Annotated in this window: 22 protein-coding genes and 1 tRNA gene; 12 read left to right on the top strand and 11 right to left on the bottom strand. The window is 70.0% G+C overall.

Annotation, left to right across the window (positions count from 1 at the left end; all coding sequences use genetic code 11):
• Positions 1-5 precede the first annotated feature (5 nt).
• From B5557_RS20275 to B5557_RS20265, 3 genes are read left to right on the top strand one after another with little or no spacing between them, the layout of a single operon-like run.
• On the top strand, positions 6-1,310 hold the full coding sequence (locus B5557_RS20275) for a replication initiator (protein WP_079660804.1): 1,305 nt from the start codon (positions 6-8) through the stop codon (positions 1,308-1,310).
• Positions 1,307-1,513 carry an excisionase family DNA-binding protein gene (locus tag B5557_RS20270; RefSeq protein ID WP_079660803.1) on the top strand — a complete coding sequence of 69 codons (207 nt, stop codon included), beginning with the start codon at positions 1,307-1,309 and terminating at the stop codon, positions 1,511-1,513. The genes B5557_RS20275 and B5557_RS20270 overlap by 4 nt, the downstream gene beginning before the upstream one ends.
• Positions 1,501-2,829, top strand: a complete 1,329-nt coding sequence (locus B5557_RS20265) for a site-specific integrase (protein WP_197697308.1) — start codon at positions 1,501-1,503, stop codon at positions 2,827-2,829. The genes B5557_RS20270 and B5557_RS20265 overlap by 13 nt, the downstream gene beginning before the upstream one ends.
• A 74-nt stretch (positions 2,830-2,903) precedes the next feature.
• Here B5557_RS20265 and B5557_RS20260 read toward each other — a convergent pair.
• The 3 genes from B5557_RS20260 to B5557_RS20250 all read right to left on the bottom strand — a co-directional run bounded on the left by B5557_RS20260 (position 2,904) and on the right by B5557_RS20250 (position 4,880).
• Positions 2,904-2,977: transfer RNA gene (locus tag B5557_RS20260), tRNA-Pro, on the bottom strand.
• A 42-nt stretch (positions 2,978-3,019) separates the two neighbouring features.
• On the bottom strand, positions 3,020-3,805 hold the full coding sequence (locus B5557_RS20255) for a Pr6Pr family membrane protein (protein WP_079660802.1): 786 nt from the start codon (positions 3,803-3,805) through the stop codon (positions 3,020-3,022).
• Between the two features lie 148 nt (positions 3,806-3,953).
• Positions 3,954-4,880 (bottom strand): metallophosphoesterase, encoded by a 927-nt coding sequence (locus B5557_RS20250; protein ID WP_079660801.1) that lies wholly within the window; start codon positions 4,878-4,880, stop codon positions 3,954-3,956.
• A gap of 161 nt (positions 4,881-5,041) precedes the next feature.
• On the opposite strand from B5557_RS20250, the gene B5557_RS20245 reads away from it, so the two are divergent.
• Entirely contained in the window at positions 5,042-5,506 is a 465-nt protein-coding gene (locus B5557_RS20245) for a GatB/YqeY domain-containing protein (protein WP_079660800.1), read from the top strand.
• Between the two features lie 142 nt (positions 5,507-5,648).
• On the opposite strand, the gene B5557_RS20240 is transcribed toward B5557_RS20245, so the two are convergent.
• Entirely contained in the window at positions 5,649-7,934 is a 2,286-nt protein-coding gene (locus B5557_RS20240) for a transglycosylase domain-containing protein (RefSeq protein WP_079660799.1), read from the bottom strand.
• A gap of 408 nt (positions 7,935-8,342) precedes the next feature.
• Here B5557_RS20240 and wblA point away from each other — a divergent pair, with 408 nt between their 5' ends.
• Positions 8,343-8,681, top strand: a complete 339-nt coding sequence (gene wblA, locus B5557_RS20230) for a transcriptional regulator WblA (protein WP_173877846.1) — start codon at positions 8,343-8,345, stop codon at positions 8,679-8,681.
• A 14-nt stretch (positions 8,682-8,695) separates the two neighbouring features.
• Here wblA and B5557_RS20225 read toward each other — a convergent pair whose 3' ends face one another.
• Together B5557_RS20225 and B5557_RS20220 are read right to left on the bottom strand one after the other, a co-directional pair.
• Positions 8,696-10,075, bottom strand: a complete 1,380-nt coding sequence (locus B5557_RS20225; RefSeq protein WP_079660797.1) for an ArsA family ATPase — start codon at positions 10,073-10,075, stop codon at positions 8,696-8,698.
• Complete coding sequence (locus tag B5557_RS20220) at positions 10,072-11,049, bottom strand: ArsA-related P-loop ATPase (protein ID WP_079660796.1); 978 nt, start codon at positions 11,047-11,049, stop codon at positions 10,072-10,074. Before B5557_RS20220 ends, B5557_RS20225 begins: the two co-directional genes overlap by 4 nt.
• A gap of 120 nt (positions 11,050-11,169) precedes the next feature.
• Here B5557_RS20220 and B5557_RS42980 point away from each other — a divergent pair, with 120 nt between their 5' ends.
• The 4 genes from B5557_RS42980 (at position 11,170) to B5557_RS20205 (ending at position 13,671) form a co-directional block, all read left to right on the top strand.
• Positions 11,170-11,328, top strand: coding sequence for a DUF4177 domain-containing protein (locus B5557_RS42980; RefSeq protein WP_020129281.1), 159 nt, complete (start codon positions 11,170-11,172; stop codon positions 11,326-11,328).
• Entirely contained in the window at positions 11,325-11,789 is a 465-nt protein-coding gene (locus B5557_RS20215) for a RidA family protein (RefSeq protein ID WP_079660795.1), read from the top strand. The genes B5557_RS42980 and B5557_RS20215 overlap by 4 nt, the downstream gene beginning before the upstream one ends.
• A 93-nt stretch (positions 11,790-11,882) precedes the next feature.
• Positions 11,883-12,764 (top strand): NUDIX hydrolase, encoded by an 882-nt coding sequence (locus B5557_RS20210; protein ID WP_079660794.1) that lies wholly within the window; start codon positions 11,883-11,885, stop codon positions 12,762-12,764.
• Between the two features lie 76 nt (positions 12,765-12,840).
• On the top strand, positions 12,841-13,671 hold the full coding sequence (locus tag B5557_RS20205; RefSeq protein ID WP_079660793.1) for an MBL fold metallo-hydrolase: 831 nt from the start codon (positions 12,841-12,843) through the stop codon (positions 13,669-13,671).
• Between the two features lie 33 nt (positions 13,672-13,704).
• Here the strand turns inward: B5557_RS20205 and B5557_RS20200 are convergent, their stop codons facing one another.
• Both B5557_RS20200 and B5557_RS20195 read right to left on the bottom strand, forming a co-directional pair.
• Entirely contained in the window at positions 13,705-14,523 is an 819-nt protein-coding gene (locus B5557_RS20200) for a nucleotidyltransferase domain-containing protein (RefSeq protein WP_079660792.1), read from the bottom strand.
• 180 nt (positions 14,524-14,703) lie between these two features.
• Positions 14,704-15,378 carry a Crp/Fnr family transcriptional regulator gene (locus B5557_RS20195; protein WP_020129286.1) on the bottom strand — a complete coding sequence of 225 codons (675 nt, stop codon included), beginning with the start codon at positions 15,376-15,378 and terminating at the stop codon, positions 14,704-14,706.
• 328 nt (positions 15,379-15,706) lie between these two features.
• On the opposite strand from B5557_RS20195, the gene nth reads away from it, so the two are divergent.
• The 3 genes from nth to B5557_RS20180 all read left to right on the top strand — a co-directional run bounded on the left by nth (position 15,707) and on the right by B5557_RS20180 (position 18,761).
• Positions 15,707-16,624: an endonuclease III gene (gene nth / locus B5557_RS20190; RefSeq protein WP_079660791.1), complete on the top strand. Its 918-nt coding sequence runs from the start codon at positions 15,707-15,709 to the stop codon at positions 16,622-16,624.
• Positions 16,625-16,745: 121 nt separating this feature from the next.
• Positions 16,746-17,441 (top strand): NUDIX hydrolase, encoded by a 696-nt coding sequence (locus tag B5557_RS20185; RefSeq protein WP_079660790.1) that lies wholly within the window; start codon positions 16,746-16,748, stop codon positions 17,439-17,441.
• Positions 17,442-17,561: 120 nt separating this feature from the next.
• On the top strand, positions 17,562-18,761 hold the full coding sequence (locus B5557_RS20180) for a MarP family serine protease (protein ID WP_079660789.1): 1,200 nt from the start codon (positions 17,562-17,564) through the stop codon (positions 18,759-18,761).
• A gap of 112 nt (positions 18,762-18,873) precedes the next feature.
• Here the strand turns inward: B5557_RS20180 and B5557_RS45230 are convergent, their stop codons facing one another.
• From B5557_RS45230 to B5557_RS20165, 3 genes are all read right to left on the bottom strand, one after another.
• Entirely contained in the window at positions 18,874-19,056 is a 183-nt protein-coding gene (locus tag B5557_RS45230) for a hypothetical protein (RefSeq protein WP_078890568.1), read from the bottom strand.
• Between the two features lie 127 nt (positions 19,057-19,183).
• Positions 19,184-20,134 carry an alpha/beta fold hydrolase gene (locus B5557_RS20170; protein ID WP_079660788.1) on the bottom strand — a complete coding sequence of 317 codons (951 nt, stop codon included), beginning with the start codon at positions 20,132-20,134 and terminating at the stop codon, positions 19,184-19,186.
• Positions 20,131-20,619: a phage holin family protein gene (locus B5557_RS20165; protein WP_079660787.1), complete on the bottom strand. Its 489-nt coding sequence runs from the start codon at positions 20,617-20,619 to the stop codon at positions 20,131-20,133. The genes B5557_RS20170 and B5557_RS20165 overlap by 4 nt, the downstream gene beginning before the upstream one ends.
• Positions 20,620-20,644: the final 25 nt, after the last annotated feature.

The raw sequence follows: 20,644 nt of genomic DNA, 5'->3' as shown, positions 1-20,644 counted from the left end.
TCTCCATGCTGGCCTCCCTCGGCACCATGCCCGAACTGGCCCGCCAACTCTCCGGCCTGGGCGGCTGCACCCACCCTGTCCGCCTCGACGGCCACCGCACCGAATACGCCGTCGACACGGCATCCGGCGAAATCGGCCGCACCCTGCACCACCTCGACTCGTCGGCCCTCCCGGCCGGCCAACTCCTCGTCCGCTGCAACAACCGCCGCGCAACGCGCTGCTCGGCCTGCGCCGAGACGTACCGCCGCGACACCTACCACCTGATCACGGCCGGACTGCGCGGCGGCAAAGGCACCTCGGACCAGGTCGCCACACACCCGCGCGTCTTCGCAACCTTCACCGCTCCCGGCTTCGGCCCGGTCCACAACCGCCGCACCGACGGACGCCCCTGCCGCTGCGGCACCCGCCACGCCGAGAACGACAACGCACTGGGCACCCCCCTCGACCCGGACCGCTACGACTACGAAGCAGCCGTCCTCTGGAACGCCCACGCTGGTGCTCTCTGGCGGCGCTTCTCCATCTACCTCCGCCGCGAGATCGCCAAGCGGGCCGGCCTCACCCAACGCACCTTCCGCGACCACGCACGCGTCTCCTTCGCGAAGGTCGCCGAGTACCAAAAGCGCGGTGCGGTCCACTTCCATGCGGTCATCCGCATCGACGGCCCTGAAGGCGGCGAGACCGCACCCCCAACCTGGGCCACGGCAGAACTCCTGACAGACGCCATCCAAGCCGCAGCCACCGCCGCCCGCGTCGACGGCCCGACCATCGACGGCCGCCCCCACACCTTCGCCTTCGGCCGCCAACTCGACGTCCGTACGATCCGATCCGCCGACTTCGACGACGGCCAGGAGCTCACCGAGCGAGCTGTCGCCTCGTACATCGCGAAGTACGCCACCAAAGGTGCCGAGACGGCAACGGGCACCCTCGACCGCCCGCTCAAGTTCCTCGCCGAGCTCGCCCAAGCACGCATCTCAGACCACGCCCGGCGCATGATCCGCGCCGCCTGGACGCTCGGCGCTCGCCCCGAGCTCGCCGAACTCCGCCTGCGCGCCTGGGCTCACATGCTCGGCTTCCGCGGCCACTTCTCCACCAAGTCCCGCCGCTACTCCACCACCCTCGGCGCACTGCGCACCGCCCGCGCGGACTGGCGACGCGCACAAGTCGCTGCGCCTGTCGAGACAGATCCGGCGGAATCCACCCTCGTCCTTTCTCACTGGGTCTTCGCCGGCACTGGCCTCAGCTCCGCCGAAGCCTGGCTAGCCGCATCCCTCGAACCCGCTCCCGGAACAGAAGGAGAGCCCACCCGATGACCCCGGCCACCCTCCAGCGGAAGTGGCACACGACGGCTGAGGTCGCCGAGATGCTCGGCTTCAGCCTCTCCAAGACCAAGATGCTCGTCCTCACCGGCGAGATCCGTTCCGTCAAGATCGGCCGGAACCGTCGCATCCTCCCGGCCTGGGTGGACGAGTACGTGAACCGCTGCGCCGACGAATCCGAGAGGTGGTCCGCGTGAGCGGCAAGCGAGGCAACGGCGAAGGATCGATCTACCCCTACCGGAACGGCTATGCGGCCTACGCCTGGGTGACCACCCCGGAGGGCAACCGCAAACGGAAGTACGTCTACGGACCGACCCGCAAGGACGTCCATGAGAAGTGGCTCAAGCTCCACAACGAAGCCAAGAAGGGGCCGGTCGCGACCAACACGCCGACCCTGGCGCAGTACCTTGCGTACTGGCTCAAGGAAGTCGTGGAGCCCAACCTCCGGCCGCTGACCGCTGCCACCTACGAGACGACCGTCCGCCTCTACATCGTGCCGCTCCTCGGCTCCAAGCGGCTGGACCGACTGACCGTGCAGGACATGCGCGGCTGGCTCAACAAGCTCGCCGACACCTGCCAGTGCTGCGCCCAGGACAAGGACGCCAAGCGGCCTGAGGAGCGGCGCCGCTGCTGTGCGAAGGGGGACTGCTGCCGACAGACGCTCTCGAAGCGCTCAGTCAACGACGCCCGGACGATCCTCCGCAGCGCCCTGACCAACGCCATGGTTGAGGAGCGCATCTCGAAGAACGTCGCCCAGCTCGTCAAAGTCCAGCGGGCCCGGCGTAAGCGGCCAGAACCCTGGTCGGTCGAAGAGGCGTGCAGCTTCCTGGAGAACGCCCAGCTCTGGCGCGACTACCTGTACTGCGCCTACTCGCTGATCCTCGTCCTGGGCCTGCGCAAGGGGGAGGTGCTCGGCCTCACCTGGTCGGACGTAAACCTGGACACGGGGGAGCTGCACATCCGTCACCAGCTACAGCGGGTCCGCCGACGTCTCCTGCACACCGACACGGCCAAGACGGAGGCCTCGGAGGCGGTGCTCCCGCTGCCGGACATCTGCCTGGCCGCCCTCCGACTCCGCCAGAAGGAACAGCAAGCCGCAAAGGAGCGGGCCGAGGACCTCTGGACGGAATCGGACATGGTCTTCACCACCCGTTACGGCACCCCGGTCGAGCCGAGGAACTTCACCCGCGAGTTCGACCGCCGCTGTGAGCGCGCCGGCGTCCGCCGTATCCGCGTGCACGACACCCGACACACCTGCGCCTCGCTCCTGGCCGCGCTCGACGTCCACCCGCGGATCGCGATGCAGATCCTTCGCCACTCCGAGATCGCAGTGACGATGGAGGTCTACACCCACGTACCTTCCGCCGACACCCGCCGGGCGCTGCGCAAGCTCGGAAAGGCACTGGGCGGCGGCAGCAAGCAGAAGAAGGAGGGGAAGGAAAAGAAGGGCAAGCGCAAGCAGCAAAAGCGGGCGGAAGAGCAGGCGGCCAAGGACGGCCAACCAGAGTCATAGCGGTTGCTGTACTCCGCTGCTGTACGCACGACAGAGGCCCATTCGCGATCACGCGAATGGGCCTCTGACCTGTGTCGGGGTGGCGGGATTTGAACCCACGACCTCTTCGTCCCGAACGAAGCGCGCTGCCAAGCTGCGCTACACCCCGATATCGCTGCTTGTCCTGCTTGTCGCGGCGACGTCGTTTACTTTAGCCCACTGGTGGCTGGAGACGAAATCCGGTTTTGCCGCGGTGGCCGATCGGGTTGGGGCGGGCGTGGTCGAGGGCCACGAGGAGGACCGCGAGGGCGTAGAAGGAGAGGCCGAGGAGGAGAGCGTTGGCGAGGGCATGCCTGTAGCCGTGGGCCTCGACGTCGAGGAAGGGATAGAGGTAGCGGCCCGGTGTGCCGGTGTGGATCAGTTGGGCGCGGGCGAGGGAGAACACCAGATAGGCCACCGGGTAGAGCATCCACGTAGCGGCCCGGCGCAGGCGCATTCGGCCCGGGGCGGTCAGCAGCAGCCAGTCCAGGACGGCGGCCAGCGGTGTCACGGTCTGGAGGACGTGCCCGACGATCATGTGCCAACCGGTGAGGGGGGTCGTCGTGCCGGTCAGGGAGAAGGGGACGGCGGCGTCCGCCAGGAGCAGGTGGTAGACGAGGCCGGTGATCACGACGTAGAGCAGCGTGGCGCCGGTCACGGCGGAGGGGAGGGGGCGGCGGGCCGTCCACGCCCGACGGGCGGAGAGCAGCATGACCAGGGTCAGCAGGATGTTGCTCTGGATCGCGAAGTGACTCAGGACCCGCAGTAGGCTGCCGAGCAGGAGGGCGAGTGTCACACCCGCTGCCGCCGTGCCGGCCAGCAGCAGGCGGAGGACGGCGGCCAGTCGGCGGCGTACCGGGGGCACCACCGCCGCGGCGGGGACGGAGGAGAGCAGGAGCGCGTGGGTCCGCGGAATCGCGGGCAGATCCGGGAGGTCCCTGGGTATCGGCGCGGTCATGCCCTCACGCTAGGCAAGGGGGACAAAGGGGGCGATGCGGGTGGTCCGTCCGGGGGACCCCGGCCCTCAGGCTCCCGGCTCCCGGCTCCCCGACTTCCGGCCCCCGGCTGCCCGACTTCCGGCCCCCGGCTGCCGGGCCCCTCTCCCGCTACTCCTTCTCGACCAGTGTCAGCAACGTCACCTCAGGCGGGCATGCGAACCTCACCGGGGTGTAGCGGTTGGTGCCGCAGCCTGCCGAGACGTGGAGGTAGGACGTACGGCCGTCCGCCGTGTGCGTCGACAGGCCCTTCACGCGGTCCGTGTCCAGGTCGCAGTTGGTGACCAGGGCGCCGTAGAAGGGGATGCAGAGCTGGCCGCCGTGGGTGTGGCCGGCCAGGATCAGGGGGTAGTCGTCCGCCGTGTAGGAGTCCAGGACCCGCAGGTAGGGCGCGTGCACCACGCCCATCGAGAAGTCGGCGGATGCCGATGGGCCGCCGGCCACCTGTGCGTAGCGGTCGCGCTTGATGTGGGGGTCGTCCAGGCCCGTCAGCTCCACCGACGCGCCCTCGACCTTCAGCACCCCGCGGGTGTTCGTCAGGTTGAGCCAGCCCGCCGCGTCGAAGCCGTCGCGCAGGTCCTCCCACGGGTTGTGGATCACGCCGACGGCGGGCGCGTTGCCGTTCAGGCCGTGGCGGCCCTGGACCTTCTCGAGGAGATAGCGGGCGGGATTGCGCGGTGTCGGGCCGTAGTAGTCGTTCGAGCCGAAGACGTACGCGCCCGGGAACTCCATCAGGGGGCCGAGGGCGTCCAGGACCTCGGGGATGCTGTCCGGGTCGGACAGGTTGTCGCCCGTGTTGATCACGAAGTCGGGGCGCAGGCCGGCCAGCGAGCGCAGCCAGCGCTGCTTCTTGCGCTGGCCGCCGACCATGTGGATGTCGGAGACCTGCAACACGCGCAGGGGACGCATTCCGGCGGGCAGGACGGGGACCGTGACCCGTCGGAGGCGGAAGGAGCGGGCTTCGAAACCCGCCGCGTACACCAGGCCGGCGGCGCCGGCCGCCGCAATGGACAGAGGTACTCCGTATCGCGCGCGCATACGTCCATCGTGTCAGACGCCGCCGGCGCTTCTTTCCGCAGCGCCCCCTTGACTGCGTTGGCCCGCAAGGGCCCTTGCTGCGCCGCGGTTCCGGTGTCCGTGCCGCACCGCCCGCTAAATGAGCGGGCGCCCGGCTGTCCACACCTGCGACAATCACACCCATGACCACGCTCAAGTCGAAGCTGCAGGAAGACCTCAACGCCGCGATCAAGGGGCGCGACGAGCTCCGCTCCTCGACGCTCCGGCTGACGCTCGCCGCGATCACCAAGGAGGAGGTCGCGGGCAAGGAGAAGCGCGAGCTCTCCGACGACGAAGTCCTCAAGGTGATCAACAAGGAGGCGAAGAAGCGCCGGGAGGCGGCCGACGCCTTCGCGCAGGGTGGTCGGGCCGAGAGCGCCGAGCGGGAGAAGGCGGAGGGCGAGATTCTCGCCACGTACCTGCCCAAGCAGCTCAGCGACGAGGAGTTGGACGCCATCGTCGCCCAGGCCGTCGAGGAGGCGAAGGCGGCCGGCGCGGAGGGGCCGCGGGCCATGGGCGCCGTCATGAAGATCGTGAACCCGAAGGTGGCCGGCCTGGCCGAGGGCGGCCGCGTAGCCGCCGTCGTCAAAAAGCTTCTCGCAGGCTGACCCGCCCCACCCTCACACCGGGGGCCCCGCGCTGGAAGCCGCCCCCGCAAGACGAACGGCCCCCGTTTCTCTCCCTGCGAGAGAAACGGGGGCCGTTCGCTGTGTGCTTACTCGGCGCTGATGGCCTTCGGTGGCGGTGGGCTCAGTTGCGCCTGCCGCCGCCGCCGTTTGCGTTGCCGTTGGTCTGGCCCTGGAAGTAGGTGCCGGCGCCGCCGTTCGCCGTGCCGGCGTTCGTGGTGCCGTTGGTGAGCAGGCCGCCGAGGAAGCCGTCGTTGTTGCCACCGTCGCCGCCGGTGCCGCCGTTGTTGTTGCCCCCGCCGTTGTTGTTGTTCCCGTTGCCCTTGTTCTTGTCCGGGGGGTTCGGGATGTTGACGAGGTTGAAGGACGGCGCATCCTTGCCCTCGAGGGCGCTGGTCATGGCGTCCCGCCAGATCGGGCCGGGGGTGTCGCCGCCGTAGACCTGTGCGTGGTAGACGCCGCCGATGGTGATGTCGGTCATCTCGACCTTCTGGGTGGCGCTGCCGACCCAGACGGCGCCCGCGAGGTTCGGGGTGTAGCCGACGAACCAGGCGTTCTTGCGGGAGTCCGTCGTACCGGTCTTACCGGCGTTGGCTCGGCCGGAGAGGCCGGCCTGCTTGCCGGTACCGGAGTCGGTCACACCGCTCAGCAGCGTGTTGATGGTGTCCGCGGTCTTCTCGTCCATCGCGCGCGAGCAGGTCGACTTCGGGACCTCCAGCGACTTCTTCGCGCCGCCCACGGTCTGGGTGATCGACTCGATGGCGATCGGGGTGCAGTACATGCCCCGGCTGGCGAAGGCGGCGTACGCGCTCGCCATGGTGAGGGGGGAGAGGCCGGTCGAGCCGAGGGTCATGGACGAGGGGACCTCGGGGACCTTGTCGCCGTTGCCCTGGACGACGCCCAGCTTGTCGGTCATCTTCACCACGGGGCACATGCCGATGTCGGCGAGCATCTGCACGAAGTAGGTGTTGACCGACAGCTCCATGGCCTTCTTCAGCTGGTACGGCCCCTTCTCCGACTCGCTCTCGTTCTCCACCGTGTCGTTGTCCTTGTTGGTCCAGGGCTTGCTGCTGCACGTCTGGACCGTCTCCGGGTACGGCATCTGGTACGGCGCCGGGTACGACTGGTTCGGCGGGCGGCCCTCCTCCAGCGCCGCTGCGGCGAGGAACGGCTTGAACGTCGAACCGGTCGGGAAGCCGTAGTTCGAGCCGCCCATGGAGGAGTTGACGGAGTAGTTGTACTCGGTCTCGTTCTTGCCGTAGCCGTACGGCTTCGACTGGCCCATGCCGAGGATCTTGCCGGTGCCGGGCTCGACGAGGGTGGCGGCCGCGGCGACCTTGTCCGACTGGTAGACGTGCTCCTTGAGCGAGTCCTGGACGGCCTTCTGGGACTGCGGTTCGAGCGTCGTCCGGATCGTCAGACCGCCCTGGTTCCAGACCTTCGCCCGGTCCTCCTTGGTCTTGCCGAAGACCGGGTCGCTGAGGAAGACGCGCTCCACGTACTTGCAGAAGAAGCTGGCGCCCTGGACGGCGGTGATGCAGCCGTTCTTCGGCTGCTTGACCTTCAGACCCAGCGGGGCCCGCTGCGCCTTGGCGGCCTCGCCCTCGGTGATGTCACCGACCTCGGCCATGCGCTTCAGCACGACGTTGCGGCGGTTGGTGGCGGTGACGTCGTCCTTGACCGGGTCGTAGACGGTCGGCTGCTGGACGAGGCCGGCCAGCATGGCCGCCTGGGGGAGGGTGAGGTCCTTGGCGTGCGTGGAGAAGTAGCGCTGGGAGGCGGCTTCCACGCCGTAGGCCTGCTCGCCGAAGAACGTGATGTTCAGGTAGTTCTCGAGGATCTTCTTCTTGCCGAGCTCTTCCTCGAGCTGGATCGCGTACTTCAGTTCCTTGATCTTGCGGCCGATGGTCTGCTGCGTGGCCTGTGCGACCTTCGTCGGGTCGTCGCCCGCCTCTTCGATGGCGACGTTCTTCACGAGCTGCTGCGTGAGCGTCGAGGCGCCCTGGGAGACCCCGCTGTTCTGCACGTTCTTGTTGAGCGCGCGCAGGACGCCCTTCAGGTCGATCGCGCCGTGCTCGTAGAAACGCGAGTCCTCGATCGCGACGATCGCCTTCTGCATGTACGGCGAGATGTTCTTCAGGTCGACGACCGTGCGGTCACGGGAGTAGACCGTGGCGATCTGACCGCCCTCGGCGTCGAGGATCGTGGTGCGCTGGCTCAGCGGCGGCGTCTTCAGGTTGGCCGGGAGTTCGTCGAACGACTCCACCGACCCCTTGGCGGCCAGGCCCAGCGCGCCGAACGCGGGCAGGGCGATACCGGCCAGCACCGCTCCCGCGAGCACACTGACACCGAGGAACTTGGCGGCCTGCTGCGTTGGCGACAGACCACCGCCCGAGCGCTTTTTTGGCATGGGGGCAGCCTACGTTCTCATTCGCCGGACACACGTCAATGCCTTGGCCTAAGCTGCTCTCAACTGTCACAGCAGCAGGGCTACGTATCAATACGTCCGGCGACCCCGAATCGTTCCGGAGGTTCCTCAACTTTTTTGTTGGGGGCGTGCCCGAATCCGCCTTGAGTGTCACCCGGCGTCCGTTGTGACCCAACTGAACTGTCCCGTTTTACCGGGAAAGTGATGTATGTCGCAGGCTCACTCCCCCGGGTGATCTGCCGCTTACCCATAGTCCGTTCGGGCCATTCAAGATTGGGCCCGAAGGGGGTGTTGCGCTGTGCCCACCTTCCGTAACGTCCTCAACTGGCGGCGGTGAATATGCCGCTGCCGCCGTGGGGGAGCCTCGATTCGGGAGAGGACGGCGCCGGTATGGGCTGGGTAACCGACTGGAGTGCGCAGGCTGCCTGCCGCACTACCGATCCGGATGAACTGTTCGTTCAGGGAGCAGCGCAGAACAGGGCCAAGGCGGTGTGCACCGGATGCCCGGTACGCACCGAATGTCTGGCCGACGCGCTCGACAACCGCGTCGAGTTCGGCGTGTGGGGAGGCATGACGGAGCGCGAGCGCCGCGCACTGCTGCGCAGGCGGCCGACGGTGACCTCCTGGCGTCGGCTCCTGGAGACGGCGCGTTCGGAGTACGAGCGTGGGGTGGGCATCCTGCCGCTCGACGACGACCAGATGTACGAGAACTACGCGGCGGTGAGCTGAGGAGAACCCTCGGCTCAGGCGTCGGCAGCCTCGGGCAGCTCCGGCCGGTTGGCCGCGAGCCGGTTCCCGATGTCCCGCAGCCCCGTGAGGTCATGCACGTCGCCGGGCAGCGCGGCCACTTCGGCTACCGCCACCTCGGGGTGGAGCGCGGTGAAGCGGTCACGCGTGCGCTGCTCTCGGGAGAGCAGGTGCATGCGTTCCGCGTGCAGCCGCAACAGGCCCGCGGTGAGATCGTCCACGGTCCGGTCCGCGTCTGTGGGGGTGTCGCGCTCCGGATCGGGTGCTGGAGACTCGAGTGCTGGAGATTCTGAACTGCCGTACGTGTCGGGAGAGTTACGAAGTCCAGCTTTCCCGCCGTCCTGATCGACAATGCCGGGCTCTTCAAGATTTTCCGCAGCGGCGAGCGCCCGCTCGGCGGACAGCTGGGCGGCGCCGCTGCCGTGGACGCGGTTGAGCACCAGACCGGCCAGCGGCATGTCCTCGGCGGCCAGTCGCTCCACGAAGTACGCGGCCTCCCGCAGCGCGTCCCGCTCGGGAGCCGCCACCACCAGGAACGCCGTACCGGGCGCCTGGAGAAGCTTGTACGTGGCGTCCGCGCGGGTGCGGAAGCCGCCGAACATCGAGTCCATCGCCGCTACGAACGTCTGCACGTCCTTCAGCAGTTGCCCGCCCAGCAGCTTGCCGAGCGCGCCGGTCATCATCGACATCCCGACGTTCAGGAACTTCATCCCCGCGCGTCCGCCGACCTTGGCGGGCGCCAGCAGGACGCGGATCAGCTTGCCGTCCAGGAACGACCCCAGCCGCTTCGGCGCGTCCAGGAAGTCCAGCGCCGAACGCGAGGGCGGGGTGTCGACGACGATCAGATCCCACTCGTCCCGCGCGCGGAGCTGGCCCAGCTTCTCCATCGCCATGTACTCCTGCGTGCCCGCGAAGCCCGCCGACAGCGACTGGTAGAACGGGTTGCCCAGGATCGCGGCGGCCCGCCCCGGATCGGCGTGCGCCTCGACGATCTCGTCGAAGGTGCGCTTCATGTCGAGCATCATCGCGTGCAGTTCGCCGTCCCCCTCGACGCCCTTGACGCGGCGCGGGGTGTTGTCGAGCGAGTCGATGCCCATGGACTGCGCGAGCCGGCGCGCCGGGTCGATGGTGAGGACCACCACCTTGCGGCCGCGCTCGGCCGCCCTGAGCCCCAGCGCCGCCGCCGTGGTCGTCTTGCCGACGCCGCCCGAGCCGCAGCAGACCACGATGCGGGTCGCCGGATCGTCGAGCAGCGGATCGAGGTCGAGCAGGGGCGCGGGGGAGAGGCGGCGCCGGGCGCCTCCCGTGTCGTGGGCCTTGGCGTCGGCCGTGCCTCGGGCCTTGCTGCCCTGGGCGTGAGCCTGGTCCGGACTCATGCGATCCCCTGCTTCCGCAGTTCCGTGGCGAGCTGGTACAGGCCCGCGAGGTCCAGGCCCTCGGCGAGCAACGGCAGTTCATGCAGCGGCAGGTCCAGCTCGCCCAGGACCGCGCGCTGCTCGTGCTCCAGCGCGTACCGCTCGGCGTACTCCCCGGCCTGCTTCAGGAGCGGATCCACCAGCCGCTCGGCGTGCCCGCCGCGCCGCGCCCCGCCGAGCCCGGCGGCGGACAACGAGCGGGCAACAGAAGAACGCGTCACGGTCCGGACGAGTTCCAGCCCGTCCTCGTCCAGCACCTCGGGCCGCACCATGTTGACGATGACCCGCCCCACCGGCAGCTTCGCCGCCCGCAGTTCGGCGATGCCGTCGGCGGTCTCCTGGACCGGCATCTCCTCGAGCAGCGTCACCAGGTGTACCGCCGTCTCCGACGACTTCAGCACCCGCATCACGGCCTGCGCCTGATTGTGTATCGGGCCGATCCTGGCCAGCCCGGCGACCTCGTCGTTGACGTTCAGGAAGCGCGTGACACGGCCCGTGGGCGGGGCGTCCATGACGACGTAGTCGTACACGAACCGCCCGTTCTTGTCCTTGCGCCGTACCGCCTCGCACGCCTTGCCGGTGAGGAGCACGTCCCTCAGGCCGGGTGCGACGGTGGTGGCGAAGTCGATGGCGCCGAGCTTCTTCAGGGCCCGTCCGGCGCCCCCCAGTTTGTAGAACATCTGGAGGTAGTCCAGTAGGGCCAGTTCGGGGTCGATGGCGAGGGCGTACACCTCACCGCCCCCCGGGGCGACGGCGATCTTGCGTTCCTCATAGGGCAACGCCTCCGTCTCGAAGAGCTGCGCGATGCCCTGCCGGCCCTCCACCTCGACGAGAAGCGTGCGCTTCCCTGCCGTGGCGAGGGCCAGCGCAAGGGCCGCGGCGACCGTCGTCTTACCGGTCCCGCCCTTGCCGCTGACGACCTGGAGCCTGCTCACGTCTTCGAGCGTAACCAGTCGGCGCCCGAGGCAACCGGGAGGCTGTGGACAACGCAGTCGGCAATCGGCCACATGGCCCGTGGAACAGCCCCTCGGGCAACAGCCGATACAGTCGGCCCCATGACCAAGTGGGAATACGCAACCGTGCCGCTGCTCGTCCATGCCACGAAGCAGATTCTGGACACCTGGGGCGAGGACGGCTGGGAACTCGTCCAGGTCGTGCCCGGGCCGAACAACCCGGAGCAGCTCGTCGCGTACCTGAAGCGGGCGAAGGCGTGAGCGCGGTCGAGGCGAGGCTCGCCGAGCTGGGGCTGACCCTGCCGGCGGTCGTGCCGCCCCTCGCGGCCTACCAGCCCGCCGTGCAGTCCGGCCCGTACGTGTACACGGCCGGCCAGCTGCCCATGGTGGAGGGCAAACTGCCCGTCACCGGCAAGGTCGGCGCCGAGGTCACCCCCGAGGAGGCCAAGGAGCTGGCCCGCACCTGCGCACTGAACGCCCTGGCCGCCGTCAAGTCGGTCGCGGGCGACCTGGACCGCATCGCGCGCGTGGTGAAGGTCGTCGGCTTCGTGGCGTCGGCCACCGACTTCACCGGCCAGCCCGCCGTCCTCAACGGCGCGAGCGAGCTGCTGGGCGAGGTCCTCGGCGACAAGGGCGTACACGCGCGCAGCGCGGTGGGCGTCGCGGTGCTGCCGCTGGACGCGCCGGTGGAGGTCGAGATCCAGGTCGAGCTCGTCCCCTAGGCGCGCTCCGCACGCCCTGCCGAGGTCCCTCAGGCATGCTCTGACCTCGGGGACCTCTCGAACATTCGCTCACCACGGGATAGCCTCGCGCCCATGGCGAATGGGCAGTGGTTTCCCCAGGACTGGCCGGAACGCATCCGCGCGCTCGCGGACGGCGCCCTCACTCCGGTCGTCCCGAAGCGCGCGGCCACCGTCATGCTCCTGAAGGACACCGACAGCGGTGGCCCCGTCGTCCACATGCTGCGCAGACGCGCCTCCATGGCCTTCGCCGGAGGCGCGTACGCCTATCCCGGCGGCGGCGTCGACCCACGCGACGACGACCTGCACGTCCGCTGGGCGGGCCCCACGCGCGCGTGGTGGGCCGAGCGGCTCGGCGTCGACGAGACCGCGGCCCAGGCGATCGTCTGCGCGGCGGTGCGCGAGACCTACGAGGAGGCCGGCGTCCTGCTCGCCGGGCCGACCCCCGACTCCGTCGTCGGCGACATCACGGGAGCCGACTGGGAGGCCGACCGGGCCGCGGTGTCCGCCCGCGACGTGTCCTTCGCCGAGTTCCTCGACCGCCGCGGCCTGGTCCTGCGCTCCGACCTCCTCGGCGCCTGGACGCGCTGGATCACCCCGGAGTTCGAGCACCGCCGCTACGACACCTGGTTCTTCGTGGCCGCGCTCCCCGCGGGCCAGCGCACCCGCAACGCCTCCACGGAGGCCGACCGCACAGTGTGGATCCGCCCGTCCGACGCGGCCGCCTCGTACGACAAGGGCGAGCTGCTGATGATGCCGCCCACCATCGCGACCCTGCGCCGGCTCGCCCCCTACGCCACGGCCGCCGAGGTGCTCGCCGCGGCCCCCGACCTCGACCTGACCCCCGTCCTGGCGCAGGCCCGCCTGGAGGGCGGCGAGGTCGTGCTGTCCTGGCCGGGGCACGACGAGTTCACCAGGCACATCCCCGTCGACCCGACAGGCGGCGGATCCGCGTGACAGACGTGACAGCCGTGACAGAGGTGACAGACGTGACGGGCCCCCGACAGCCCCGCCCGACGGAAGGCTCCCTCGTATGACCGACGCAGCCGCCCTCCCCGGCCAGCCGCGAGGCGGGGTCCTGACGGGGCCCGCCACCCCGCGCGCGGTCAACGTTCTGGCGCCGAACGCCTCCGCGATGACCCTGGACGGCACGAACACCTGGATCGTCTCCGAGCCCGACTCCGAGCTGGCTGTCGTGATCGACCCGGGCCCCCTGGACGACGGCCACCTGCGCGCGGTCGTCGACACCGCCGAGCAGGCCGGCAAACGCGTCGCCCTGACCCTGCTGACCCACGGTCACCCCGACCACGCCGACGGCGCCGTCCGCTTCGCCGCGCTGACCGGCACGAAGGTACGGGCCCTGGACCCGGCGCTGCGGCTGGGCGAGGAGGGCCTGGGCGCCGGTGTCGTGGTCACCGTCGGCGGCCTGGAGCTGCGGGTCGTTGCGACGCCCGGCCACACCGCCGACTCGCTCTGCTTCCACCTCCCGGCCGACCGGGCCGTCCTGACCGGCGACACGATCCTTGGCCGCGGCACGACCCTCGTGGCGCACCCCGACGGCCGCCTGGGCGACTATCTGGACTCCCTGCGACGGCTGAGGTCCCTCACGGTCGACGACGGAGTCCACACGGTCCTCCCGGGCCACGGGCCCGTCCTGGAGGACGCCCAGGGCGCCGTCGAGTTCTACCTCGCCCACCGTGCCCACCGCCTCGCCCAGGTCGAGACGGCCGTCGAGAACGGCTTCCGCACCCCCGCCGAGGTCGTCGCCCACGTGTACGCCGACGTCGACCGCTCCCTGTGGCCGGCGGCGGAGCTGTCGGTACGGGCCCAGCTGGAATACCTGACCGAGCACGGCCTCATCTAGTTCCCCCAGGTGGTCGACACACCTGGGTCGTCCTTACAGGCGCGGCGCTTTGACGCCGTGTACGCGCGCGTACTCCTGCACCAGCCAGGGGCCGAGGTCGTCGACGTACGACTGCAGGACGGCCCCGTCCCCCGTCGGGTCGTAGCCGCGGACGGCCGCCGCCCGCACCTGCTCCGCGCGCGCGGGGTAGTACGCGCCGAACGCCGCCGCCATTTCGTGCAGGTCGCTCGTCCAGCCGTTCCAGCGGGGCATGACGAGGGTGAACGCGGTGCGCACGAGGTGCCGGGACATGAACCGGACGAGAGGCCGCCGGGCCTCCTCGGAGTCGTCCGCCGCGGAGACGCGGTCACGCCAGCGTGGCAGGACCAGCGCGAGGTCGCCGTTGGTCTCGCGCGCGAGCAGCGAGTCGGGACGGTAGCGGGGGAGGTACTCGGCGAGGTCCTCGCCGAGCAGGGGCGTGCACAGGCAGGCCACGAACCAGCCCAGGTCGTGCCGTTCCAGCTCGCTCAGCACGCACGCGTGGCCGACGAGAAGCGTCCCGCCGCCGTCGATCTGCGGGAACTCCTTGTCGAGGGACTCGTCGAGCGCCCGGCCGTCGGCCCGGTCCGCGTCGGTGGGCTCCTCGCGCAGGACGACCAGGAGGTCCAGGTCGCTGCGGCCCACGCGCGCGGTGCCGCGAGGGATCGACCCGTAGAGGTAGGCGCTGTGCAGCCGGCCCCCGAAGACGTCCAGGATCCGCTCCCGAGCCGCCGCGACGACGGGCCTGAACGCATGCGGCACGCGCGCGAGGGAGCCCTCACGGGCGATGTAGCCCTGGGAGTCGAGCCCCCGCAGGGGAACCGTTTCGCTCATGGGCCCACTGTGCATGGCAAGGCAGCGGTGGGCAGCGCATTTTCAGCGTCGGCCACGGTGAATCAGCCCGTCCGGCGTTTGAGGACGAGGCTCTTTGAGGGCCGAAGCGGGGGCCTGGGGGCGTCAGCCCCCAGTGACGGTCACACTGACCTGCCTCACCGCTCAGCCGGCGGCCGGCGCCTAGCGCGACCGCTTGGCGAGCCGCTCCACGTCCAGCAGGATGACGGCGCGCGCCTCCAGGCGGAGCCACCCGCGCTGGGCGAAGTCCGCCAGCGCCTTGTTCACGGTCTCGCGCGAGGCGCCGACGAGCTGCGCCAGCTCCTCCTGCGTCAGGTCGTGGACGACGTGGATGCCCTCCTCGGACTGCACGCCGAAGCGGCGCGAGAGGTCCAGCAGGGCGCGGGCCACCCGGCCGGGGACGTCCGAGAAGACCAGGTCGGACATGGCGTCGTTGGTCTTGCGCAGGCGCCGGGCGACGGCGCGCAGCAGCGCGGTGGCCACCTCGGGGCGGGCGTTCAGCCAGGGCTGGAGGTCGCCGTGGCCGAGGCCGAGGAGCTTGACCTCGGTGAGCGCGGTGGCCGTCGCCGTGCGCGGGCCCGGGTCGAAGAGCGACAGCTCGCCGATCAGCTCGCTGGGGCCCACCACGGCCAGCATGTTCTCCCGGCCGTCCGGGGAGGTGCGGTGGAGCTTGACCTTGCCCTCGGTGACGACGTAGAGCCGGTCGCCCGGGTCGCCCTCGTGGAACAGGGAGTCGCCACGGGCCAGGGTCACCTCGCTCATGGAGGCGCGCAGTTCTGCGGCCTGCTCGTCGTCGAGAGCCGCGAAGAGCGGGTTGCGCCGCAGGACGTCGTCCACGAGTTCTCTCCTTGTCGACCTGCTCAGGGGATCTTGCTCCCCGCTTACCAGGGGACCGTGTTCCCCATTTTGCCGGACGGTCCAAACAGTGTGATCTGTCACAAGGATGCCGCACACGTGTCCCGAGGTAAGCGGCAGGGGTCCAATTGGGGGCTGATCTTCGGGGTCCGGGGCGGATGTCGGTGCCGGGCTTTAGGCTGGCCGGGTGTCCAAATCGCCGGTGAGAGCACAGGCCAAGGGGGCTGGACGGGTGGTTGTACGTCGCGTTTCCGCTGTGGGCGAACAGGATTCCGGCGGTGGTGACAAAACGGCAAAGGTGACAAAAGAGATGCCTGCGAAAAAAGCGGCCGGCACCGGGAAGACGGCCGGAACGGAGAAGCCGGCGAGCAGTGAGAGGGCAGCCGGCACGGAGAAGACGGCGGGCAGCGAGAAAGAGGCCGCCGCCGTCGTCAGGAGGACGGCGGCCAGGAAGCCCGAGTCCCGTACCGCCCTCGTGCGCCGAGCCCGCCGCATCAACCGCGAGCTCGCCGAGGTCTATCCGTACGCCCACCCCGAGCTGGACTTCGAGAACCCGTTCCAGCTGGTGATCGCCACCGTCCTGTCCGCCCAGACCACCGATCTCCGGGTGAATCAGACGACCCCCGCCCTATTCGCCAAGTACCCCACCCCCGAGGACCTGGCCTCCGCCGACCCGGAGGAGGTCGAGGAGATCCTCCGCCCCACGGGATTCTTCCGGGCCAAGACGAAGTCGGTGATAGGCCTCTCCAAGGCCCTCGTGGAGGAGTTCGGCGGCGAGGTCCCCGGCCGGCTGGAGGACCTGGTCAAGCTGCCCGGCGTCGGCCGCAAGACGGCCTTCGTGGTCCTGGGGAACGCGTTCGGCCGCCCCGGCATCACCGTGGACACGCACTTCCAGCGGCTCGTACGGCGCTGGAAGTGGACCGAGCAGACCGAGCCCGACAAGATCGAGGCCGCCGTCGGCGCGCTCTTCCCCAAGAGCGAGTGGACGATGCTCTCGCACCATGTGATCTTCCACGGCCGCCGCATCTGCCACGCCCGCAAGCCCGCCTGCGGAGCCTGCCCCATCGCCCCGCTCTGCCCGGCGTACGGCGAGGGCGAGACGGACCCGGAGAAGGCGCGGAAGCTCCTGAAGTACGAGAAGGGCGGCTTCCCCGGCCAACGCCTGAACCCGCCCCAGTCCTACCTGGACGCGGGCGGCAGGCCGGCCCCGCCGCTGGGGGCCGGATGACGGGAGGGCCGACGGCGGCGGGGCAGCCCGTCGACCGTGCACGAACGACCGTGAGACGGTCCCCGGAACGATCTGTCGGTGCTCGGGCGTTGGACTGGGCAGAACGGGGGGTGGTGTGGCGATGACGCGTGCGAGCAATACCCAGGGCGGTCCGGTGACGCTCAGCAAGGAGGGCCTGCCGGGCTGGCTCGATCCGGTGGTGCACGCGGTGGAGACGGTCCAGCCGCTCCAGCTCAGCCGCTTCCTGCCCCCGGCGGACGGCGCGGGGCGCCAGTCCGCCGTCCTCATCCTGTTCGGCGACGGCGAGCGAGGCCCCGAGCTGCTGCTCATGGAGCGCGCCAGCTCCCTGCGCTCCCACGCGGGCCAGCCCTCGTTCCCGGGCGGCGCCCTCGACCCGGAGGACGGCGACCCGCACGGTGACGGGCCGCTGCGCGCCGCGCTGCGCGAGGCCGAGGAGGAGACCGGCCTCGACCCGTCCGGCGTCCAGCTCTTCGGTGTGCTGCCCAAGCTGTACATCCCGGTCAGCGGTTTCGTCGTCACCCCGGTGCTGGGCTGGTGGCGCGAGCCGAGCCCGGTGGGCGTCGTCGACCCCGGCGAGACGGCCCGCGTCTTCACGGTCCCCGTGGCGGATCTCACAAATCCGGACAACCGGGCCACGACCGTGCACCCCAGCGGCCACCGCGGCCCTGCATTCCTGGTCGAATCCGCCCTTGTATGGGGGTTCACGGCCGGCGTCATCGACCGTCTGCTGCACTTCGCGGGCTGGGAGCACCCCTGGGACCGCGAGAAGCAGGTCCCGCTCGACTGGCGGTCATGACAGGGTGTCCACCGTGCTGTGTCTGCTTGGGGGATGCTCTGTCCCGCTGCCGCTTCGCGGCGGGCCAGACCCCCGGCCGACCTGTGGTGACCGTGAATTGATGAGGCGAGGCGCGAAGCGGTGAACGTGCTGGACATCCTGTTGTTGGTCGCGGCCGTATGGTTTGCGGTCGTCGGCTACCGCCAGGGCTTCGTCGTCGGCATCCTGTCAGTGATCGGCTTCCTGGGCGGTGGCCTGGTCGCCGTCTACCTGTTGCCCGTGATCTGGGACGCCCTGACCGACAACTCCGAGGTGAGCACCACGGCTGCCGTCGTCGCGGTCATCGTCGTGATCGTCTGCGCCTCGGTCGGCCAGGCCCTCACCACGCACCTCGGCAACAAGCTGCGCCGCTACATCACCTGGTCCCCGGCCCGCGCGCTGGACGCCACGGGCGGCGCGCTGGTCAACGTCGTGGCGATGCTGCTGGTGGCCTGGCTGATCGGTTCCGCGCTCGCCGGCACCACCCTGCCCACGCTGGGCAAGGAGGTCCGTAGCTCCAAGGTGCTCCATGGGGTGTCCGAGGCGCTGCCCGACCAGGCCGACACCTGGTTCGCCGACTTCTCCTCCGTCCTCGCGCAGAACGGCTTCCCGCAGGTCTTCAGCCCGTTCTCCAACGAGCCGATCACCGATGTCCAGCCGCCCGACCCGGCCCTGGCGAACAGCCCGGTGGCCAGGCGCGCGCAGCGCTCCATCGTCAAGGTCATGGGCACCGCGGAGAGCTGCGGCAAGGTCCTGGAGGGCACCGGCTTCGTCTTCGGCGAGCGCCGCGTCATGACCAACGCGCACGTCGTGGGCGGCGTCGACGAGCCCACCGTCCAGATTGGCGGCGAGGGCCGCAAGTACGACGCCACGATCGTGCTGTACGACTGGAAGCGCGACATCGCCGTCCTTGACGTACCGGATCTCGACGCGCCCGTACTGCAGTTCACCACGAAGGACGCGACGAGCAGCGACGACGCGATCGTCGCCGGGTTCCCGGAGAACGGGTCGTACGACGTCCGTGCCGCGCGCGTACGCGGTCGCATCACGGCCAACGGACCGGACATCTACCACCGCACCACCGTGCGCCGTGACGTGTACTCGCTGTACGCGACCGTCCGTCAGGGCAACTCCGGCGGCCCGCTGCTCACCACCGACGGCAAGGTGTACGGCGTGGTCTTCGCGAAGTCCCTCGACGACGCCGACACCGGCTACGCCCTCACCGCGGACGAGATCCAGCAGGACATCGACACGGGACGTACCGCGGGCCAGGAAGTGGACAGCGACAGCTGCGCCCTCTGAGCGAAGGCTGCTCTCTCTGAGGGTTGGCGAGGATTGCGCTCTCGGAGGCGAAGATTGCGCTCTCGGAGCGCCTGTTGCGTCCTCCGACCGGTCCCGCAGGCCCTTGGGCGGGTCAGCCTCGTGGGTGACGCAGGCGGACCGACACCCAGCGGGCACGGCGGCGCAGGATGCGCGGAATGCCCACCCGGAGGTCGGAACCCGGCAGTTGCGGGTCGGCACCTCGTTGGTGGGGGCTCAGGCCACTGGCCGAGCGGCGGTTGCGTGCTGCGTCACTGTAGTCGTGCGTCCAGCCCATACCCCGACGTCTGCCCCTGCCCCAAGGTCGATAACCGCCCTCGGGCCCGCCAATTGGCCTATGCGCCGGGCATTTGGCTGTTCGTAGTACAGCTGTTCAGGTCCGGATACCGGGCGCGATGGCGTGGTCACCGATCGGGTTCGGGATCCTTCAGCCAATTGACCAGTTCCGTGGAGAAAGCGACCGGATCCTCCTCGTGCGGGAAGTGGCCCAGACCGTCGAACAGCCGCCAGCGGTACGGCGCTTCGACGTACTCGCCGGAGCCGGCCGCACTGCGGGTGCGCATCACCGGATCGAGGGAGCCGTGCAAGTGGAGCGTGGGCACGCGCACGGGCCGCTTCATGCGCCGGTAGAACTGGATGCCGTCCGGGCGGGCCATCGAGCGCACCAGCCAGCGGTACGGCTCCACCGCGCAGTGCGCCGTGGACGGGATGCACATCGCACGCCGGTACGTCTCCACCGTCTCGTCCTCCGGCAGTCGCGGCCCGGACCACTCCCGGATCAGTCGGCCCACCAGTTCGCCGTCGTCGGCGGTGAGCTGCCGCTCGGGGATCCAAGGCCGCTGGAACCCCCAGATGTGGGAGCTCGCGGTCGTCTGCCGCACGTCGGCGAGCATCGCCGAGCGCCAGCGCCGGGGATGCGGCATCGAGGCGACGGCGAGCCGCCGCACGAGCTTGGGGCGCATCACGGCCGCCGTCCACGCCAGATAGCCGCCCAGGTCGTGGCCGACCAGTGCGGCGTCCGGCTCGCCCAGGGAGCGGATCACGCCGGTGATGTCGAGGGCGAGGTTGGCCGGGTCGTAGCCGCGGGGCGTACGGTCGCTGCCGCCCACGCCCCGCAGGTCCATCGCGACGGCCCGGAAGCCCGCGTCGGCCAGCGCGACCAGCTGGTGCCGCCATGTCCACCAGAACTGCGGGAAACCGTGGACGAGCATGACCAGCGGACCGTCGCCCAGCTCCGCGATGTGGAACCGCGCGCCGTTCGCGGCGACCTCGCGGTGGGTGACCTGGACGCCGAAGACCGTGTCCGGCCGTACGACCGAAGCGGGCTGGGCCGATGGAGTGGCGGGGTCCGTCATGACGACGAGCGTCCCACAGCCTCGATGGCCGCCGGGACCCGATCCTGCGGGAGCTCGGGCCGCGGGTGCGGCTTGGCGTTCTGCAGGACGCCCGCGGTCTCCTTCATGGACGCCGCGACCTTCTGGGGGCCCTTGCCCTTCTGCGCCTTCTTCGCGAAGAGCACGCCGATCAGCACCAGCACGAGCGCGACGAGCACGTTCGCCGCGAACGACAGCAGGAAGCAGACCGCGAGGTTCCAGTCGCTCCAGGTCCGGATGCCGTACGCCAGCGCGAAGTTCAGCATCGGCAGGGAGAACACCAGGACCGCGCCGGCCACCGAGAACGCCCCGCCGCTCATCGCGCCACGCTTGACGTCCTGCTTCAATTGCGCCTTCGCCAGCGCGATCTCGTCGTGCACCAGCGCCGACAACTCGGTCGTCGCCGAGGCGAACAGCTGGCCGATGCTGCGTTCGGCGCCGACCGGGCTGCCGTCGGGTGCGCTCATCGCGTTCTCCCTTTTCTGCTGCTAC

The organism is Streptomyces sp. 3214.6, from assembly GCF_900129855.1.
Lineage (GTDB): Bacteria > Actinomycetota > Actinomycetes > Streptomycetales > Streptomycetaceae > Streptomyces > Streptomyces soliscabiei.
Note: the sequence above shows the minus strand (reverse complement) of the source record. Positions and strands in the feature narration are given on the sequence as shown.

Bases quoted from the DNA above. Each gene is read 5' to 3' on its own strand.
- B5557_RS20275 (WP_079660804.1), top strand. From the start codon at position 6: ATGCTGGCCTCCCTCGGCACCATGCCCGAACTGGCCCGCCAACTCTCC.
- B5557_RS20270 (WP_079660803.1), top strand. From the start codon at position 1,307: ATGACCCCGGCCACCCTCCAGCGGAAGTGGCACACGACGGCTGAGGTC.
- B5557_RS20255 (WP_079660802.1), bottom strand. From the start codon at position 3,805: ATGACCGCGCCGATACCCAGGGACCTCCCGGATCTGCCCGCGATTCCG.
- B5557_RS20250 (WP_079660801.1), bottom strand. From the start codon at position 4,880: ATGCGCGCGCGATACGGAGTACCTCTGTCCATTGCGGCGGCCGGCGCC.
- B5557_RS20245 (WP_079660800.1), top strand. From the start codon at position 5,042: ATGACCACGCTCAAGTCGAAGCTGCAGGAAGACCTCAACGCCGCGATC.
- B5557_RS20240 (WP_079660799.1), bottom strand. From the start codon at position 7,934: ATGCCAAAAAAGCGCTCGGGCGGTGGTCTGTCGCCAACGCAGCAGGCC.
- wblA (WP_173877846.1), top strand. From the start codon at position 8,343: ATGGGCTGGGTAACCGACTGGAGTGCGCAGGCTGCCTGCCGCACTACC.
- B5557_RS20225 (WP_079660797.1), bottom strand. From the start codon at position 10,075: ATGAGTCCGGACCAGGCTCACGCCCAGGGCAGCAAGGCCCGAGGCACG.
- B5557_RS42980 (WP_020129281.1), top strand. From the start codon at position 11,170: ATGACCAAGTGGGAATACGCAACCGTGCCGCTGCTCGTCCATGCCACG.
- B5557_RS20210 (WP_079660794.1), top strand. From the start codon at position 11,883: ATGGCGAATGGGCAGTGGTTTCCCCAGGACTGGCCGGAACGCATCCGC.
- B5557_RS20205 (WP_079660793.1), top strand. From the start codon at position 12,841: ATGACCGACGCAGCCGCCCTCCCCGGCCAGCCGCGAGGCGGGGTCCTG.
- B5557_RS20200 (WP_079660792.1), bottom strand. From the start codon at position 14,523: ATGAGCGAAACGGTTCCCCTGCGGGGGCTCGACTCCCAGGGCTACATC.
- nth (WP_079660791.1), top strand. From the start codon at position 15,707: ATGCCTGCGAAAAAAGCGGCCGGCACCGGGAAGACGGCCGGAACGGAG.
- B5557_RS20185 (WP_079660790.1), top strand. From the start codon at position 16,746: ATGACGCGTGCGAGCAATACCCAGGGCGGTCCGGTGACGCTCAGCAAG.
- B5557_RS45230 (WP_078890568.1), bottom strand. From the start codon at position 19,056: ATGGGCTGGACGCACGACTACAGTGACGCAGCACGCAACCGCCGCTCG.
- B5557_RS20170 (WP_079660788.1), bottom strand. From the start codon at position 20,134: ATGACGGACCCCGCCACTCCATCGGCCCAGCCCGCTTCGGTCGTACGG.
- B5557_RS20165 (WP_079660787.1), bottom strand. From the start codon at position 20,619: ATGAGCGCACCCGACGGCAGCCCGGTCGGCGCCGAACGCAGCATCGGC.